The following is a 15,434-nucleotide window of genomic DNA, read 5'->3' as shown; positions in this document are numbered from 1 at the left end:
GGGGTGGAAATCGAGGTACCGACATACCAAGGATGACTGATGGCGCTGACAGACACGTTCGTAAAGCAGGTGAAGCACAAGGGCTCGGTGATCGGCGAGCGCTATGCCGATGGCGGTGGCATGTACCTGAGGGTCAAGGCCGCCGGCAAGTACTGGCGCTTGGACTATCCTGATGTCAACTTGCCTGTACGGCACTTTACCAACCCAGAGGAAATCACATCTGAAGACATCGAGCGCGGGGCTTGCGAGTGCCGCGACCTCTGGCGCTTGGGGCGCAGTGTCGTACAAGACCTTGCGCTGGTCGTCGAAGGCGCCGGAGTCATCGTTGTCCGCGAAGAGACGGGCATCGCTCAGATCGAGGGGCTTTCGGCCTGGAGCAAAGTCGTTGGGCGACCGCTCATCCCGCTTTCTGCCGACAAAGACAATGGCTATCGCAGCAGGTTTGACCTCGCGCATGAACTCGGCCACCTAGTCCTGCACCGTCATATCGTTCGACCGACCGACCGAACGAGATCGGCACAACCTCCTAGAAAAGCAGGCTCACCGGTTCGCAGGTGCTTTCTTACTGCCGGCCGAGAGCTTTGCAGCAGAGGTTCGCATCCCTCCAACACTTGATGATCTGTTGATCCTCAAGCGCCGGTGGGGAGCGTCTGCCGCAGCGGTCATCATGCGTCTGAAAGCCTTGAACATGCTGAGCGAAGACGGTGCACTCACCCTTTTTAAACGATGCTCCGCACGGTGGGGAGCCAAGTCGGAGCCTGGCGATGGTGATCGAGTGCCCGAACAACCTCGCCTCCTCCGCCGCACCATCGACCTGCTGGTGGATGAGAACGTGATGCCGCTCGCATCCATTCCTCAGCGCATTGGGTTAGCCGCGTCCGACATTGAGGCCCTCGCTGGACTTCGAGAGGGCTACTTCGAGGGAAGGAGCAATGTGGTTCAGTTTGCACGCATGAGAAATAGCTCACCAGCATCGAGCGGGCAGTCCGACCAGCCCAGCACAGTTGTGCCATTCAAAGCACCAGTCAAAACCTGACCCCGCCTCGTTTCCAGGTACAGCAAGTTATGCAGCCAAGAGGCCGTGCTCCTTGCAACCGGTGTGAGGTACCCGTTCGCTGAGTGAATTCGCGCGCAGTTATAGAAGCCCTCGATCCAGTCCAGGATGTCCAATCGTGCCTAGGCACTGGTGTCGAGCGTGTCTGGTGTGCCGTTGGAACGGCAACTGAAATGCCTTCTATTGCGACCTATCGTGGCTTGCTGAAGACCCTTGCATGTTTGACGGTATTTTGATATTCAAGCTTAGGACGATTGTGGTTCCAAAGACCTCAGATCACCAATCAGCAGGGATGCCACGGCTTCTTCCGGAATGGCCAGTCCGTGCGACTGCATGGTGGTGCCCAGGGTGGCATCCCAAGATGCATTCACGGTGGTTTCCGAGAGATCCCGCTCTTTGTGCGGAAACGAATCGACGGCTTGGCTGTAGTCGTCGGACCGGAATCGCCACGGCGTGGCCGCGCACAACCGCATGACGTTGTTGGCGATATGGATACCAGCCCAATCGAAGTCCCCGTGGTAGAGCAGCGTGGCACCAGCCTCGGCGAGTTGCGTCAGCAACACCCTCTGGGCTGCAGCAGGCATGCCGTCGGTGCAGACCAGTGGCGCGCAGGCACGCCCCAAGCGGTCGGCCGCGATGGACACGATGTTGGGGTTCTCGCAGACACGGACGATCTGGCCAGCCACCGACCAGGTGATTGACGTTCGCAGCAACTGGCGCAGGGACAGATAGCCGGGTTCGCCAGGCGCGGCAAGTGGAACGGAGCCGTGATCGACTGGCAGGTTCAGGAACAGGGCAGGGCGAGCCAGTTCATTGACCAGAACGCCCGCCTGTGCCCAGATGTCCCGCGCCCGTTCTGCAGGGCGGTTGATGTTCTCCGCCTCCGTGACGTCTTCAGAGAGGTCGTGCTCCTGTGCGGCATCGTTGGCGCCGTACCGCAATACGGCCAATACTAAGGTGGCCGTTGGCTGACCGTTGTCGAGTGCATGCGCATTGCCGAGCACGTCAGCCGCCAGCTGAGCGCGTGTCAAACCCGCGGCTGGCAGATGCAGAAAAACCGCAGTGACCTGCTTCAGCAGCCTCGTGGCCGTGTCGGGATTTTGTCGGGCCATACGCTTGATCAAACTGGTAGCCGAGGTTGTTTGCAACCAGGCGCTGAGCACCAGATGCGGTGCGTGGGTGCTAAAGACTGAGTCCCAGCGCGCACGCAGTTCTTCCTTGGCCGCAGTCCGATTGATGAGAGGGCCGTCGATTCGTTCCAGCGCCTCGCGCAGCGAATCCGAAATTTCCGCATTGCGCAAAGCGGCATCGAACTGGGCGATATCAATGCGAACAGATGGTGTGAAACGAGACGGGAGACCGACGATCAACGCGAGAGCTTCATGTTCGACGGGGCTGAGACCTGTGAGCTGAAGCACTCTTTTCTCAGAATTGTCGCCATGGCGCTCGAAGTGCCGCCTCAATCGACGGCGCAAGGCACTGAGTTCGGGTCCCCCGAGCCGGCGTTCCAACTTCGCATCGCTGTGCGGGGGCATCGTCATTCCTGCAAGGATGTGGGAAAGCGGCGGTCCGGGTCCTCTTCGCGTCGCTTCGCGCGGCCGTCCCAGATCCATCGAGAAACGAACACTGCATCCATCCCTTCGCGCCGCTGCAACTGACAGATGGAAACGCCTGGCAGTTCCGCATAGCACGCCCACTCGCGCTCGCTCGTGATGACGAAATCGAGATCGAACTCGTGGATCAGCCCCATGCAGTGGGCGCGCGCTGCGTCATCGATGCCCGCAAAGGCTTCGTCGAGCAACATCAATCGGGGGGCATGCGGGCTGCCACCCCGTCCGTAGAAGCTGGAAATCGCTGCGAACAGAGGGACCGTCAGGCCCAGCGCCCGTTCGCCACTAGAGGCAGGTCCGGAGAGCTTGCGCCACGGATCGCCCTGCTGATGTTGACGCTCGACACGGAAGCGATGCCAACGACGGTAGTCCAGCGCGCGGGCCAACTGGTCGATCAGGCTGCCGCCGGGGCCGGCAGTATCGGCATCTGAACGGGCGCGCTCCATGGCGATCTGTTGCTGCAGCATGACGCCCACGACCCGCCGGTCTTCCGTCGACCACATATCGGAACTGCTGTTGAGTAAACGCTCGCGTGCAACACCCAATCCTGCCGGCGCCCCTTCTTCGACGGTCAGCGGTTGCCATTGCAGTCGATAGCGCACGCCCGTGGACGTAGGACGCTTGTGAAGCTCTTCGTTGATGGCGGTAACCTGCTTGTCTGCAGCTCGCATGAGGCGCTGGATTTCGGCCGCGATCTCAGCTTGCAGGTGATTCTCCAGAACTTCCCGCTCCTTGGCGGAAAGAAGCTCATTGCGCTGGGCGATGTCATCGGCCAGCCGGGCTGCCAGGGTGTCGGGCCGCTCAGGTCGGTTCTGATACATGACGTGTACAGAAAAGCCCCAGTCGTTGGGTTCGGAGGTCGCCTGGTGGCCCAATGCGCTCAACGCACGCTGCAGTTCGGTCAGGTCTTCTGCTACCTGACGTTGGATGCGGCTCCATGCTGCGTCATCGTCCTGTACCTTGGCGAGCGCTTGCTCTGCCCGTCTCGCCAGATTCAGTGCTGGATCGATGGTCCAGGGCGCAGTCTGATCTGGGATCGGAAAATCCGGTAGCGCGGAAGCCAGCAGACTGCTGTCGGCGAAGTGCTGGAGCCGTTGGATCGCTTGTGCGCGGGCGGCGGTGCGCTCGTCCAACAGCCTTTCCGCACTCTGCGCCTCAGTGCTGGCGACGGCGCGTGTTTCGCTGGCTTTCGTGCGCTTGGTCTGGTTAAGGTCTACGACACCATCAGCGGTTTTCACTTCGTTCGCGGCTGCAGTGAGCTGCAGCCGAAGGGACTCTACTTTCGCGCCAATGGAGCTTTTGAGGACTCCGTAGCGCGTCTTGGCCTTCTCTGCCCGCTCGCTGGCAATGGCCAGCTCCTCTTCCCGTTGCTGCGCTGTGCCGCGCGCTTCTTCCTCGCGCTCCTGCTGTTGGAGATGGTCAGGGCCAGCGCTGCACCATTCACGCGCAGCCTGCATCAGGTGCTGATGGGCATCGGTGAACCGGTCCAATGCATCCGACACAGGCGATAAATCATCGAGTGCGCTGGGCAATTGAAGGTCAGCGGCGTCACGCTGCACGGCGTCACGTGCGGCCTGCAATTCTGATTCCGCGGTTCGGCATTGGCTATCGGCCGCGTCAAGGCGCTTGCCGGCCTGCAGGACGTCGCGTGCTGCGCTGGCGGCCGCCTGGATCGCCTTGTGAAGCGGACCATCCGACGGCGTTTCGCTCCATTCGCGTTCTGCGCTGCTGCGGGCTGTCGCCAGGTCTTCGAGTTCTTGCGCCAGTCGTTCATCTTCATCGTCGATTGCCAAGAGCCGTGCGGCAATCTCTTCGAGGCGGCGCTGCCGCGCGCGCGTCCGGGCTGTGTGGCCGATGTAAACGGCTTCCGGTTTTTGCCAAGCCCCCGCCAATGCGCCAAGGCGGTACTGGCCGTCGGCTCCAATCCACGATTCGGCCTCACCGGAATCATTCGAGCTGCATGCCACCGTTGCGAGAACGGCCGCCACAAACGCCGATGAAACGGTGCTGTCGTCGGGCACGACCGCCTGAAGCACATTGGCCAGGCTGTCGGTGAAAACAGACGGCCGTTGCACCCATGCGCTGTCCAGCAACGGCGTGCCATCGGCGTGCGTCAAAACTCCGTTGGGCGATAGCCATGCGTCGAGCAGGCCCGAGGCTTCGAGCGCCGCCTCCAGCCCGGCGCGTTGGTGGGCTTCCACATGAGGAAGAAAATCGACCAGTTGCCAAAGCGGTGCGCCCACGCGTCCCTCCCGGAGACCCGGAATGCGCGTGGCCGGCGTCGGCGGTGCCGCGTCATGGCCTGCAGCCAGCCGATCCCTCTCGCCAACGAGCGTGGCGCGCTCCAACTCCAGATCGCCCCCTCGGTTGTCCAGTTTGAGCTGCTGACCCGCATGCCGCAAGGCGGCCTGTCGATAGGCCTCCGTCAGCGCCGCAAGGACCGGGTTTGGGCCCTCCGGCAACGCAACCCATGTGGCGAGTTGTTCGAGTGGATCAAGGGCATCGAAGCGCAGATGTACCAAGCGGGCGCAATGGGAAGACCATGCGTCTGCCAATTCGTTGCCCGCGGCCTCTGCCTCCTGATCGGCAACAGCCCGAAGTTCGGCCGATTCTTCCAGCTCCGCCTGGCGCTCGCGTTGCGTGGATTGCGCTGCATGAAGCATTGTTTGCTTGTTGGTCGCTGCGACATGGCGCTGCTCAAGATGGCGGATGCTCTCGCGACGTTTGTTCGAGGCTTCCCGCAACAAAACTGCGGCAGGTGCGAGCTGCGCGATCGGAAGCTGTGCCAGATCCTCCAGTGCCAGCGCGGAGAGTGGGTTGTCCACGAGTGCAGCGTCCGTGCCGGCCAGCGCCGCTTCTGAAACGCACCGTGCGCGGGCGATCAGAAGATCACTCTTTGCCGCTTCGAAACGCTGGTTTGAGCGCCGACTGCGCTCTTCTTCACGAATCAGGGCTTGCCGCGCACTGTCACGCAACTGGATGGCCGTATTCGCCTCCTGTTGCCGTTCCGTCGCATCCTTCTCGGCCTGGCTCAGGCGGTTGGCATCCTGGTTAGCTGGATCGCTTTGAAGCGTTTCCAACCGTTCCCGGGCGGCAACCAAGAGCCGCTTCGCATGCTCGTGATCGGCGATGGCTTGGGCCTCGTCGGCTTGCGCGGTCACCAGTGCGGCACTCGCCTTGTTGCGATCCTCGCTGGCGTTGTCGAATCCGGTCTGAGCCTGCCGCAGTTCCTTCGCTTGGCGTCTCGTCAGCGTGCCTGCGTAAGTCCGGTAGCGTTGTTCGAAATGCTGGACGGCCCGTTCCAGTTGGCGTGTTTCGTCAAGTTGGATGCGATCTTCTTCCAACTGGTTCAGCGCTTCGGCGACGTCGCCGAGCAACTCCGTTGGCAAGGGCGGGAGCGCCTCGGTGAGCGCGTGGGACAGGCCCGCTTCATCCGGCTTCTTCGACAATTGTGGCTGGCGCAGCTGAATCAAGGTATCCATCAGCGCTTCATAGCGCTTGGTACCCAGTTGGAACAAGCGCTCGTCGACTGCTCGGCGATAGCTGTGGGCGTTCTCGAAGATCTTGCCTCGCCCCCGTGCTTCAACCGCTTCACGCAGACGCTCTCGGGTGAGAACCACGCGTTGTTCGTTGGTCAACCAGATGTCTTGGCCAATGCGGGGGTCTTCGCCTGCTGCGCCCCCCTCGAGGATGAAGAACCAGCTTTCCACTTGGGTTTTGCCCGTGGCCGCGGACAGACCGGCTCCCAGCGTGAGGTAGCGGTGCGTGCCGTCCGGCATCCGGCGACCGAATTCGATCCAGGTGTAGCCGATGCGGCGTTGATATCCACTCATCAGCAGGTTCCAGGCCATCTTCTTGCCGTTGTCTCCGTCAGGCTCGATCCGCGAGGGCCGCAGGTTCGCATCGAAGAGAAATGGCAAGGTCAGCGAGAGCACCTTGGATTTTCCGGTGCCGTTGTTGCCGCGCAGGAGCAAATGGCCGTCCCTGAACCAGAACTCTTCGCTGTCGTAGTGGAACAGCTCGACCAGGCCGAGCCGAAGAGGCTGCCAGCGATCACGCAGAGGCTCTGGCAGCGTCGGACGCAACGATGAAGGCAAATCAAAAAGTGCGTCTGTCATGTGTCGAAGAACGAATCTGCGGCGCCATTTTGGACGGCGTGAGTGGAAGGTGGTCGGATCTGAGTTTCACCGATGGCGAATCGAGCGATAGCCGCCAAGGGGCGGATCTGGCCGTTCTGATGCGCAATGAGTTGAAGTTTGTGCAGCCTGTCCAGCGTGATGTTGGCCAGTTCCTTCTCGGCGCCGGGCTCGCGCGCCGATTTGCGCCAGTAGCGGCCATACCGGTCTACCGCACCCCGCAAGAACGCTGCGATCGCATCGTCCGTGGTGACTGGAGAGGCTTGCGCATCGTGCAATCGTTGAGCCAGATGTTCTGCGACCAGCAACGTGGCGTGGGCCTCGGTACCTTCCGCAGGCATAGAAATATCGGTCAGCTGCCCGGATTCATCGGTCAGTGCCAGCCCTTCGGCGCGTTGCTCTGCAATCAGGCCGGCCGCCTCGCACAGCCGTCCTGCCATCGCACCGCGCTGGTTGACGAAATAGGCTTGCGTGTCCGCGTCCAGGGAGGCCGTGTAGATCACCGGGTCATCCAGCAGCCGGCGTGCAAGGTGATGGCGCAGCGCATCTCGGCGTCCCTGCTCACCATCGGCCGCATGTTCGATCACCAATGATCGCAGTCGGTCCTCGAAATCGACTGGCATGTCCTCCAGCCGCCACGTGGAGGGCCCTCGCACGGCCGCGAGCATGCCGGCCAGCATGCGACGTTGCACGTCGTAGAGCGCGTCGTGCTGGGCCGCGCTGTGGTCGTGAATAAAGCTCTCCTCATCCCCCGCCACGCGTTGCAGCACACCGTGCTCAAGCAGGGTCTTGCAGACGGCGACGAGATCTCGACGATCCGCGGCACTGCGCAACGTGAACTCGAACCCGCGCGAAGTCAAGGTGGCTTCCGTTGCCCACTGCACCACGCGCTCACCCAGCAACTGCAGCGTGATCTGCGGATCGGCCCGTTCGAGCACGGCGCAGGCCAGGCAGAGCAGGACATAGCGGCGTTTGTCGTAGGTCGGCAAACCTCGCGTGTCGTCGGTCAGGTTTGCCGGACGTTTGAACAATCGAGCACCTTCGCGCTCAATATGCAGGGGCCAGCCGGCTTCGCGCGCGAACCAGTCGCGCAGCCGTTCGGCCTGACGCCTGACGGCCGGAAAGTCCTCGTTGCCAGGAGCCATCAATGGGCGCATCAAAAGGGCACGAACGCCGCGACTGAACTCGTCTTGCTGCTGCGCCTTCTGGAGTTCTCCGATGCGCTGGCTGTCTTGGCGGGGCAGGGGGCGAACACTCATATCGACTCCTGCGTGAAGGCGATCGTGAGCAGGTGGTCTCTGCCTGAGAAGACGCCCGCCGGCGTGCTGATATGGGCCCAACTACCGCGATCTAACGGTTCCATTCGGATCTGCAGTAGTCCGTCCCCGGTCTGGCGCTCGATGGTCTGATCTGGACTTGACTGTTCCGCCAACGCTTCGGCGAGCAAGCTCAAGAACAGGCCGAATGCGTGGGTATCGAGATCACCGAGTTCTGACAGCCGGGTGGGGCGGCCGCTCGCCAGACGCTGGCGCGCCGCATCGACCTGGCGTGACTCCTCCGCGAGTTGCTGCGCCATCAGCGCGCGTTCGGCGCTGCGATCGCGCACGCGTGCCAGCGCACCGCGCGGTGCCGCCTCTCCATATTCGCGCAAGCGTGGGCTGATCTGCAGCGGTGGGGCATCCGCCCAGGAGGTGCTGGGTGGCAGATCCTCCTCCGCTTGGGGATTGAGTGAGAAATGGCGGGCCGGTTGGAGCGCGAATGCGGCCCGTGCCATGCGATGTGCCTGGCTCTCGGTTTCGCAGGCAGCAAACCACCGGGCCAGTGTTCGGAAGTCCGCCGAACGATCACTGCGCCCACTACGCCGTTCATTCATGGCGGCTATCGCACCCAGCAACTGTGGAATAGCAGCACGGGCCCGCGCGCGCAACAATTCTGCCTGGGGCGGTTCAGCGCCCGTTGCCAGGAACCAACCTCGCAGTCCTTTCCACCGTTCTCGCCATGCGCGCCAGCGACGCATCTCTTCGTCGGTCTGATTTTGCGCATCGCCAGGCGCTGTGTCGCGCGCCTCGCGCGCTGCGATCTGAAGAAAGACGGCGTCCACACGCGATGATAGGTATTCGATGAGTTGAGCGATGCCGTCCGAGCGGCGCACCAAGTCGCTCATGAAGCGCTCCAGGTAGTCGATCAGGCGCCGCTTATAGGCGATGACCGTGTTGGCCTCGGCCTGCTGGAGTTCCAGGCTGCGCGCCACACCTGCCATGAAGGCCTGGGCGTTTTCGGCCAGGTCCTCAAACACCCGAACTAGGTCGCGCAGGATCTCATGCATCTTGGCGACATCTGCTCCTTCAGCTGAGGCCGATTCGTCGATGAGGTGCCGCAGTGACTCAAGTCCACTGGCGATGTCCTCCAATGCGACAGTCTGCAGTTGGGCTCGACGCCGCAAGGTCTGGAAAAAGACGGACAACCCAGCTTCCGCGGCTTCACCGCCATGGGACAGGCGATAGAGAAAACGCGCACGGTAGAAGTCGCTCAGTGACGACACACGCGCGGTGTCGGGCTGGGATTCGAGGTTGCCCCAGACGGCCAGTTGAGCCAAGGCGCCATTAACTTCCTCAATGCGTGGAGAAGGTGAGGGCCAATCGGCTTCAGCCAGCACCTCATCGGGACGCAGTTGGAGCCGGTACTGCCGCTTGGCTGCCGCGAAAACGTCCATGATGCAGCGATAGAACGCGGCCTTCTCCACATTCAAGTGCTGAAAAAGCTCGGCCGCCGTATTTGTCGTGAGCACAGAACTGGCTCCTGTTTTAGACCTTCGCTGAGGCGAATGTTATAAATAGTAACCGGAAGGCTTGCCTGAACGGCTTGCGAGTCAGTTCATGGGGAGTGCGGCTTTGTTTTGCGGCGTGATTCTGTGATTCCTCCGTAAGTCTCGCAACTGAGCTTGTCGCCTCGATAAGCCACGCGACTTCGTCATTCGATCGTCGCGCGGAACGGATGCCAAGAACGGATCCGCGCAAATGGTGATCCACCCAGATCGCTTGATGGCGGAGCCACCGCTCGAGAAGCCGCCGCCAAAGTGACCAAAATCGATCCTCCTTTGAACCGAAATGCGAAACGAAGTAGCCGCTGAAGTCCTGTCCGTCATTGACCAGTATCTGATCGAGAAGGGAAAACAGAACATCTACACCGTCCTAGAGGGCCAGGGCGTTCGCGATGTGAAGGCGAAGGTCTTCGACTATGCGTGGGAGGTCCCTACTGGCGCGCCCATCTTCACCGTTTGGGCCGAGGGCGTCGCCGTGCACCCGATGTCTGGCCAGATGTTCTATGTGGAAGACTTGGCCAAGCGCACGAGGTTGCTTGGAGGCGCGGCGATGGACCCCGGGCAGCTCAAGCGCGCGGAAGAGCGGAGCAAAAAAAAGAAAAGGCGCTATTAACTAAATAGCAACTTATTCAGTGCCCATGCGGCTTGCGAGTGGTAGGTCGTGATGGGCTTGAACCATCGACCAACGGATTAAGAGTTCGCTGCTTGCGACCGCGGTGGGGATTTTGCTGCTCGGTCAATGCGGCCTCAGTTTCGAGTAGCAGTTCGCCTGCGGTGCGACCCAGAGCGTGCGCGATGCGCAAGATCATCGCGAGCGTTGGCATGTGCTCGCCACGTTCGATTTTTCCCATATGGGATCGTTCGATACCGGCCTGATGGGCCAAGGCTTCCTGTCCAACACCATCCGTTGTTCGGAGCGCTCTCACGACTGCGCCAAACGCAAGGGCAGGCTCAACCTCAAATGTCGTTGCCCCTAGCGGCCTTCCCCTCCGAGTTACGTGCTTCTGCATAGACAGAAGGCTCGGATATAGAGACAATTAAAACCACGTTATCTTTAACTCATTAGTCACTCTCTTGAAGCAGGTCTCTCAGTCGAACTACGCATCGCCGCTGCCAACGAAATCCAAATGACACGTCGCCAAGTCGCCTTGCCTCTGCCAACAGCCCGCCCTCTGCGGCTGCCGGCCTCGGTGACGCGCGTCCAGCCTCGGCAGCCAGCGCCAGTCGTGCGCAGCCTGTCCGCCTCGCGCATCGGCGCGCAGGTGAGGGCGCTTCGCATGGCGGCTGGTGTGTCCGGCGGCGCGCTGGCGCAGGCCTCGGGGATTTCCTCCTCGATGCTCTCGCGCATCGAGCGCGGGCTGGTCTCGCCTTCGGTGGAGACCCTGGAGCGCCTCGCGCAGGGGCTTCATGTGCCGACGTCGCGCTTCTTCAGCGACCAGGCGCGCCGCACGGATTTCTGCCACGTGCGCGCTGGACGTGGTGTCCTTGTCGACCGCATCGGCGCGGTGGCGGACTACCGCTACGAGCTGCTGGGCCACTTGCTGTCGGGCAACCTGTTCATCGAGCCCTACATGGTCACGCTGCTGCCCGGCGCCGACCCCTACGTGACCTTCCAGCATCCTGGCCTGAAGTTCCTGTACTTCCTGTCCGGGGAGGTCAGCTACCGCTACGCTGGCAAGACGGTCGAGGTGGGGGCAGGGGACTCGCTGCTGTTCGATGCGACTGCGCTGCATGGCATCGATACCATTCATTCGGGGCCTGTTTCGTACCTCTCGGTGGTTTTCACGCTGCGCGAGTAGGCTGCTCGCGGCGACGCTGTCGTGTTGTGGAGCGAGGTGGATGCCCAACCAAATTGATCGCCCGCGCATTCGCTATGTGCCGTATTCCCCTTCCTCATCCTTTCCTCAATGTTCGGCATGCCGAACATGCTCGAATGCACCGGCACGCAGGTCAAGGACCTCGGATTGAGAGGCGAGGGCATCGACTTCATGGGCAGCAACTTCGAGCACTTGCAGTTCGAGGACACGATCCTCAACAGCGTGGTGTGACGGGGCGTTCTTCGCATGATGCTGCGCAGGCGTACGCACAGTTGCCATGGTCCCCGCACTCGTGACACCATGGCCGCATGCCCTACCAACTCCATTACTGGCCCACCATCCAGGGCCGCGGCGAATTCGTGCGGCTCGCGCTCGAGGCGGCTGGCGCTGACTATGTCGACGTGGCGCGGCTACCTGAAGCCAAGGGCGGAGGCGAGTCTGCCCTCGGCGAGCGGCTGGGCGACCCCAACAGTGCGCGCCCCGCGTTCGCGCCGCCGTTTCTCGTCGATGGCGACATCGTGGTCGGGCAGACCGCCGCGATCCTGCTGTACCTGGGGCCTCGGCTCGGCCTGTCTGGCGTGGGCGAGTCCGACGGGCTGTGGACACACCAGCTGCAACTCACCATCGCCGACGTGGTAGCCGAGGCGCACGACACGCACCATCCGATCTCGGTTGACGCCTACTACGAAGACCAGCGCGACGCGGCGGTTCAGCGCGCACGAGCCTTTCGTGACGAACGCATCCCGAAGTTCCTGAACTGGTTCGAGCGGGTGCTCCAGCGCAACCCTGCGGGCAGCCTGCACCTTGTGGGTGACGTGCTGACCTATGCGGACCTGTCGCTGTTCCAGCTGGTGGACGGCCTGCACTACGCATTTCCGAAGGCCACGGCGAGAGCACTGGCCGCAACGCCCGCGGTCGAGAAGCTGCATGCCAACGTCAGGCGTCGCCAGCGCGTGCATGACTACCTGCAGAGCCCGCGCCGCATTGCGTTCAACGAAGACGGTATCTTCAGGCGCTACGCCGAGCTGGACGGCTAGGGCTAGGCTTCCTTCGCGCCATTGCGAATGCGCAGCGCGGTTTCATACAGCGTATTGCGCGGCGCGCCGCTGATCTCGGCAGCCAGCTTCACCGCGGTCTTCACAGGCAGTTCGGCCAGCAACAAACGCAGCACACGTTCACCTTCCGCGCCGCCGTCGCCGCTTACTGCTACGGGGTGCAGCACCAGCGCGAACTCTCCACGCGTGCGGTCGCGGTCGGCGCTGAACCACTCGGGCAGGGCGCTGGCCGCGACGGTGGCGATTTCCTCGAACTGCTTGGTGAGCTCGCGGCCCACGGTGATGCGGCGCTCGCCCAGCGTAGCCAGTGCGCGCGCCAGGCTTTCGATGCGGTGCGGCGCTTCGAGTAGCACCACGGCGCGCGGCTCCTGTGACAGGGCCTGCACGGCGGTGTCGCGCTCACCGGCCTTGCTCGGCAGAAAGCCGGCGAAGACGAAGGCGCTGCTGCTGGCGTTGCCGTCGCTACCGCCATCGGCCACGAGGCCCGCCGCGCTGATCAGCGTGGTCACGCTGCTGGCGCCCGGCAGCGGCAGCACGCGCTGTCCGGCCGCGCGCACGGCTGCGGCCAGTCGCGCGCCGGGGTCGCTCACGCCGGGAGTGCCGGCGTCACTGACGTAGGCGATGCGCTCGCCCTGCGCGAGCCGCGCGACCACGGTCTGCGCGGCCTCGGCTTCGTTGTGCTGGTGCACCGCCAGCAGCCGCGCGCCGGAGCGGTCGATGCCGTAGGCGCGCAGCATGCTCTGGGTGTGGCGCGTGTCCTCGCAGGCGATGGCGTCCACCAGCTGCAGCACGTGCAGCGCACGCAGCGTGATGTCGGCCAGGTTGCCGATGGGCGTGGCGACCACGTAGAGCGTGCCCTGCGGATAATGCTGCGCACCCGCGGCGTCGTGCGCGGCCGCGAGGGCGGCGCCGAAAGAAGCAGGGGCGAGTGAAGCCAAGAGGTTTCTCCGTCGGAACGAACGAACAAAAAAGAAGATTGCAGGCAGGGGGCGATGAAGACCACCACAACGAAGCATCGGGGCGATGCGGCGGAAGACGCCGCACTCGATCACCTGCGGGACGCCGGCCTGCTGCTGCTCGCGCGTAATTATCGGACGCCCGGGCGCGGCGGCGGCGAGATCGACCTGATCATGCGCGATCCGCGCGGCTCCTCAGGCGGCACGCTGGTGTTCGTCGAGGTCCGTCAGCGCAGCGCCGGCACGCACGGCGGCGCGGGCGGCAGCATCACAGGGCTGAAGCAGCGGCGCATCGTGTTCGCCGCGCAGCACTACCTGAGCCGGCTGCGCGTGGTGCCGCCATGCCGTTTCGACGTGGTGCTGGTCGAGGAGAAAATCACCTGGCTTCAAGGCGCCTTCGATGCCGGCTGAAGTGCCCCGCATGGGGAACTGAAGCCCTGCCGAGGGCTCCACAACTCACACGTCTTGTTTCACAACCCCCAGTTATCATCCCGCCTCATGCTTGAGCAACGTATTCAGCAGCACTTCATCGATAGTGCCGACCTCAAATACCAGACCGGACCGGTCCTCAGCAAACCCATCTCTCAAGCGATGCAGGCCATCCTGGCCTGCGTGACCAGCGGCGGCAAGGTGCTGGCTTGCGGCGCCGGCGTGTCTGGCCTGCTGGCGGCCCAGTTCGCCGCGCAGTTCGTGGGCCGCTTCGAACGCGAGCGGCCCGAGCTCGGTGCCATCGCGCTGCCCGGCGACACCACCGACCCCGAGGCCGACAGCGCCAGTGCTGCGGACTCCGATCGCTTTGCCCGACAGGTGCGTGCGCTCGGCCAGGCCGGCGACGTGCTGCTCGCACTGAGCGCCAGCGGGCAGTCTGCGTCGGTGCTGGCTGCGGTGGCGGCCGCGCACGAGCGTGACATGACCGTGGTCGCGTTGCTGGGCAACGCCGTTTCGGGCGTGCCTTCGGCTCCGGGCGCGGGCAGCAGCGGCTCGGGCGGCGCCATTGGCCGCGCGCTGCGCGAAACCGACGTCCAGATCAGCGTGCCGCACGAGCGTGCGGCGCGCATCCACGAAATCCACCAGATCGCGCTGCATTGCCTGTGCGACGGCGTGGATGCCCAGTTACTCGGAGAACAGGAAGCTTCCTCATGACCATGACGACCATGAAGACGACATCGACCCAGCGTTTCGCCCTTGCCCTCACCTTGGGCGCCGCATTGGTTGCAGGCCTTTCCGCCTGCGTGCCGCTCGTCGTGGGCGGCGCGGCCGTGGTGGGCGTGGGCATGGTGGCCACCGACCGCCGCAGCTCGGGCGCGCAACTGGACGACCAGGGCATCGAACTGCGCGCCGCGGCCCGCGTGCGCGACATTGCAAACGACCAGATGTACGTGAGCGTCACCAGCTTCAACCGCCAGGTGCTGCTGACCGGCGCCGTGGGCAGCGATGCCGACCGCCGCCGTGTCGAGGACGAGGTGAGCCGCATCGTGAACGTGCGCTCGGTGGTGAACGAACTGACCATCGGCGCCTCGAGCACCTTCCAGGACCGCTCGAACGACCTCTACATCACCGGCAAGGTGAAGGCCTCGCTGCTCGATGCCAAGGACATCTTCGCCAATTCCTTCAAGGTGGTGACCGAGCGCGGCACGGTCTACCTGATGGGCATCGCCACGCGGCGCGAAACCGACCGTGCCACCGAAATCACGCGCGGCATCTCGGGCGTGGTGAAGGTGGTGCGGGTGGTCGAGATCGTGAGCGAAGCGGACCTGGCAGCCAGCCAGGCGGCGAACCAGGCTGCGGCGCAGCGCGGCGGTACGGGCCCGGCGCCGGTGACGTCGGCCTCGCCGTCCACGCCTTCGTCGTCGTCGTCTTCTTCCACCTCGCGCGTGCCGCTGCCGCCGATGGAGCCGCTGCCTGCGTCGGGCTCCACGTCCACGCAGCCTTCGGGCAACGCGACGACCTCGCCGGTGCGCTGACAAACAGGCAGCAGCGTCGCA

General features: G+C 63.5%; 12 protein-coding genes and 2 pseudogenes. 8 read left to right on the top strand and 6 right to left on the bottom strand.

The features are described from left to right. Nucleotides 1-39: 39 nt before the first annotated feature. A pseudogene (locus BMW87_RS35370) lies at nt 40-1,036 on the top strand (ImmA/IrrE family metallo-endopeptidase). Between the two features lie 263 nt (nt 1,037-1,299). Here BMW87_RS35370 and BMW87_RS23740 read toward each other — a convergent pair. From BMW87_RS23740 to BMW87_RS23725, 4 genes are read right to left on the bottom strand one after another with little or no spacing between them, the layout of a single operon-like run. Next, nucleotides 1,300-2,595 (bottom strand): TIGR02679 family protein, encoded by a 1,296-nt coding sequence (locus BMW87_RS23740; RefSeq protein WP_093079001.1) that lies wholly within the window; start codon nt 2,593-2,595, stop codon nt 1,300-1,302. Next, nucleotides 2,592-6,782, bottom strand: coding sequence for a TIGR02680 family protein (locus BMW87_RS23735; RefSeq protein WP_093078999.1), 4,191 nt, complete (start codon nt 6,780-6,782; stop codon nt 2,592-2,594). The genes BMW87_RS23740 and BMW87_RS23735 overlap by 4 nt, the downstream gene beginning before the upstream one ends. Further along, nucleotides 6,779-8,059, bottom strand: a complete 1,281-nt coding sequence (locus BMW87_RS23730) for a TIGR02678 family protein (protein ID WP_093078998.1) — start codon at nt 8,057-8,059, stop codon at nt 6,779-6,781. Before BMW87_RS23730 ends, BMW87_RS23735 begins: the two co-directional genes overlap by 4 nt. Continuing rightward, nucleotides 8,056-9,588, bottom strand: a complete 1,533-nt coding sequence (locus BMW87_RS23725; protein ID WP_093078996.1) for a TIGR02677 family protein — start codon at nt 9,586-9,588, stop codon at nt 8,056-8,058. The genes BMW87_RS23730 and BMW87_RS23725 overlap by 4 nt, the downstream gene beginning before the upstream one ends. Before the next feature lie 319 nt (nt 9,589-9,907). Between BMW87_RS23725 and BMW87_RS23720 the strand changes: the two genes are divergently transcribed. Continuing rightward, nucleotides 9,908-10,234 (top strand): hypothetical protein, encoded by a 327-nt coding sequence (locus tag BMW87_RS23720; RefSeq protein WP_093078995.1) that lies wholly within the window; start codon nt 9,908-9,910, stop codon nt 10,232-10,234. Nucleotides 10,235-10,340: 106 nt separating this feature from the next. Here BMW87_RS23720 and BMW87_RS23715 read toward each other — a convergent pair. After that, a pseudogene (locus tag BMW87_RS23715) lies at nt 10,341-10,631 on the bottom strand (helix-turn-helix domain-containing protein); the annotation flags it as partial. A gap of 216 nt (nt 10,632-10,847) precedes the next feature. Here BMW87_RS23715 and BMW87_RS23710 point away from each other — a divergent pair. The 3 genes from BMW87_RS23710 to BMW87_RS23705 all read left to right on the top strand — a co-directional run bounded on the left by BMW87_RS23710 (nt 10,848) and on the right by BMW87_RS23705 (nt 12,475). Next, entirely contained in the window at nt 10,848-11,420 is a 573-nt protein-coding gene (locus BMW87_RS23710) for a helix-turn-helix domain-containing protein (protein WP_093078993.1), read from the top strand. A gap of 117 nt (nt 11,421-11,537) precedes the next feature. Next, on the top strand, nt 11,538-11,669 hold the full coding sequence (locus tag BMW87_RS35545; RefSeq protein ID WP_256216885.1) for a hypothetical protein: 132 nt from the start codon (nt 11,538-11,540) through the stop codon (nt 11,667-11,669). Between the two features lie 77 nt (nt 11,670-11,746). Next, nucleotides 11,747-12,475, top strand: a complete 729-nt coding sequence (locus tag BMW87_RS23705; RefSeq protein ID WP_093078992.1) for a glutathione S-transferase — start codon at nt 11,747-11,749, stop codon at nt 12,473-12,475. Nucleotides 12,476-12,477: 2 nt separating this feature from the next. On the opposite strand, the gene rsmI is transcribed toward BMW87_RS23705, so the two are convergent. Continuing rightward, nucleotides 12,478-13,431, bottom strand: coding sequence for a 16S rRNA (cytidine(1402)-2'-O)-methyltransferase (gene rsmI, locus BMW87_RS23700; protein WP_093078990.1), 954 nt, complete (start codon nt 13,429-13,431; stop codon nt 12,478-12,480). 54 nt (nt 13,432-13,485) lie between these two features. Here rsmI and BMW87_RS23695 point away from each other — a divergent pair, with 54 nt between their 5' ends. The 3 genes from BMW87_RS23695 (at nt 13,486) to BMW87_RS23685 (ending at nt 15,413) form a co-directional block, all read left to right on the top strand. Further along, the gene (locus BMW87_RS23695) at nt 13,486-13,860 is read left to right on the top strand and encodes a YraN family protein (protein WP_093078989.1); all 375 of its coding nucleotides are present in this window, start codon (nt 13,486-13,488) and stop codon (nt 13,858-13,860) included. A gap of 87 nt (nt 13,861-13,947) precedes the next feature. After that, nucleotides 13,948-14,592: an SIS domain-containing protein gene (locus BMW87_RS23690; protein WP_093057690.1), complete on the top strand. Its 645-nt coding sequence runs from the start codon at nt 13,948-13,950 to the stop codon at nt 14,590-14,592. After that, entirely contained in the window at nt 14,589-15,413 is an 825-nt protein-coding gene (locus BMW87_RS23685) for a BON domain-containing protein (RefSeq protein WP_177192832.1), read from the top strand. Before BMW87_RS23690 ends, BMW87_RS23685 begins: the two co-directional genes overlap by 4 nt. The last annotated feature ends 21 nt before the right edge of the window (nt 15,414-15,434 follow it).

Origin of the sequence: Variovorax sp. OV084 (assembly GCF_900111625.1) — a bacterium.
Lineage (GTDB): Bacteria > Pseudomonadota > Gammaproteobacteria > Burkholderiales > Burkholderiaceae_C > Variovorax.
The sequence above is the reverse complement of the archived record's forward strand: the minus strand, read 5'-3'. Positions and strand labels throughout refer to the sequence as shown.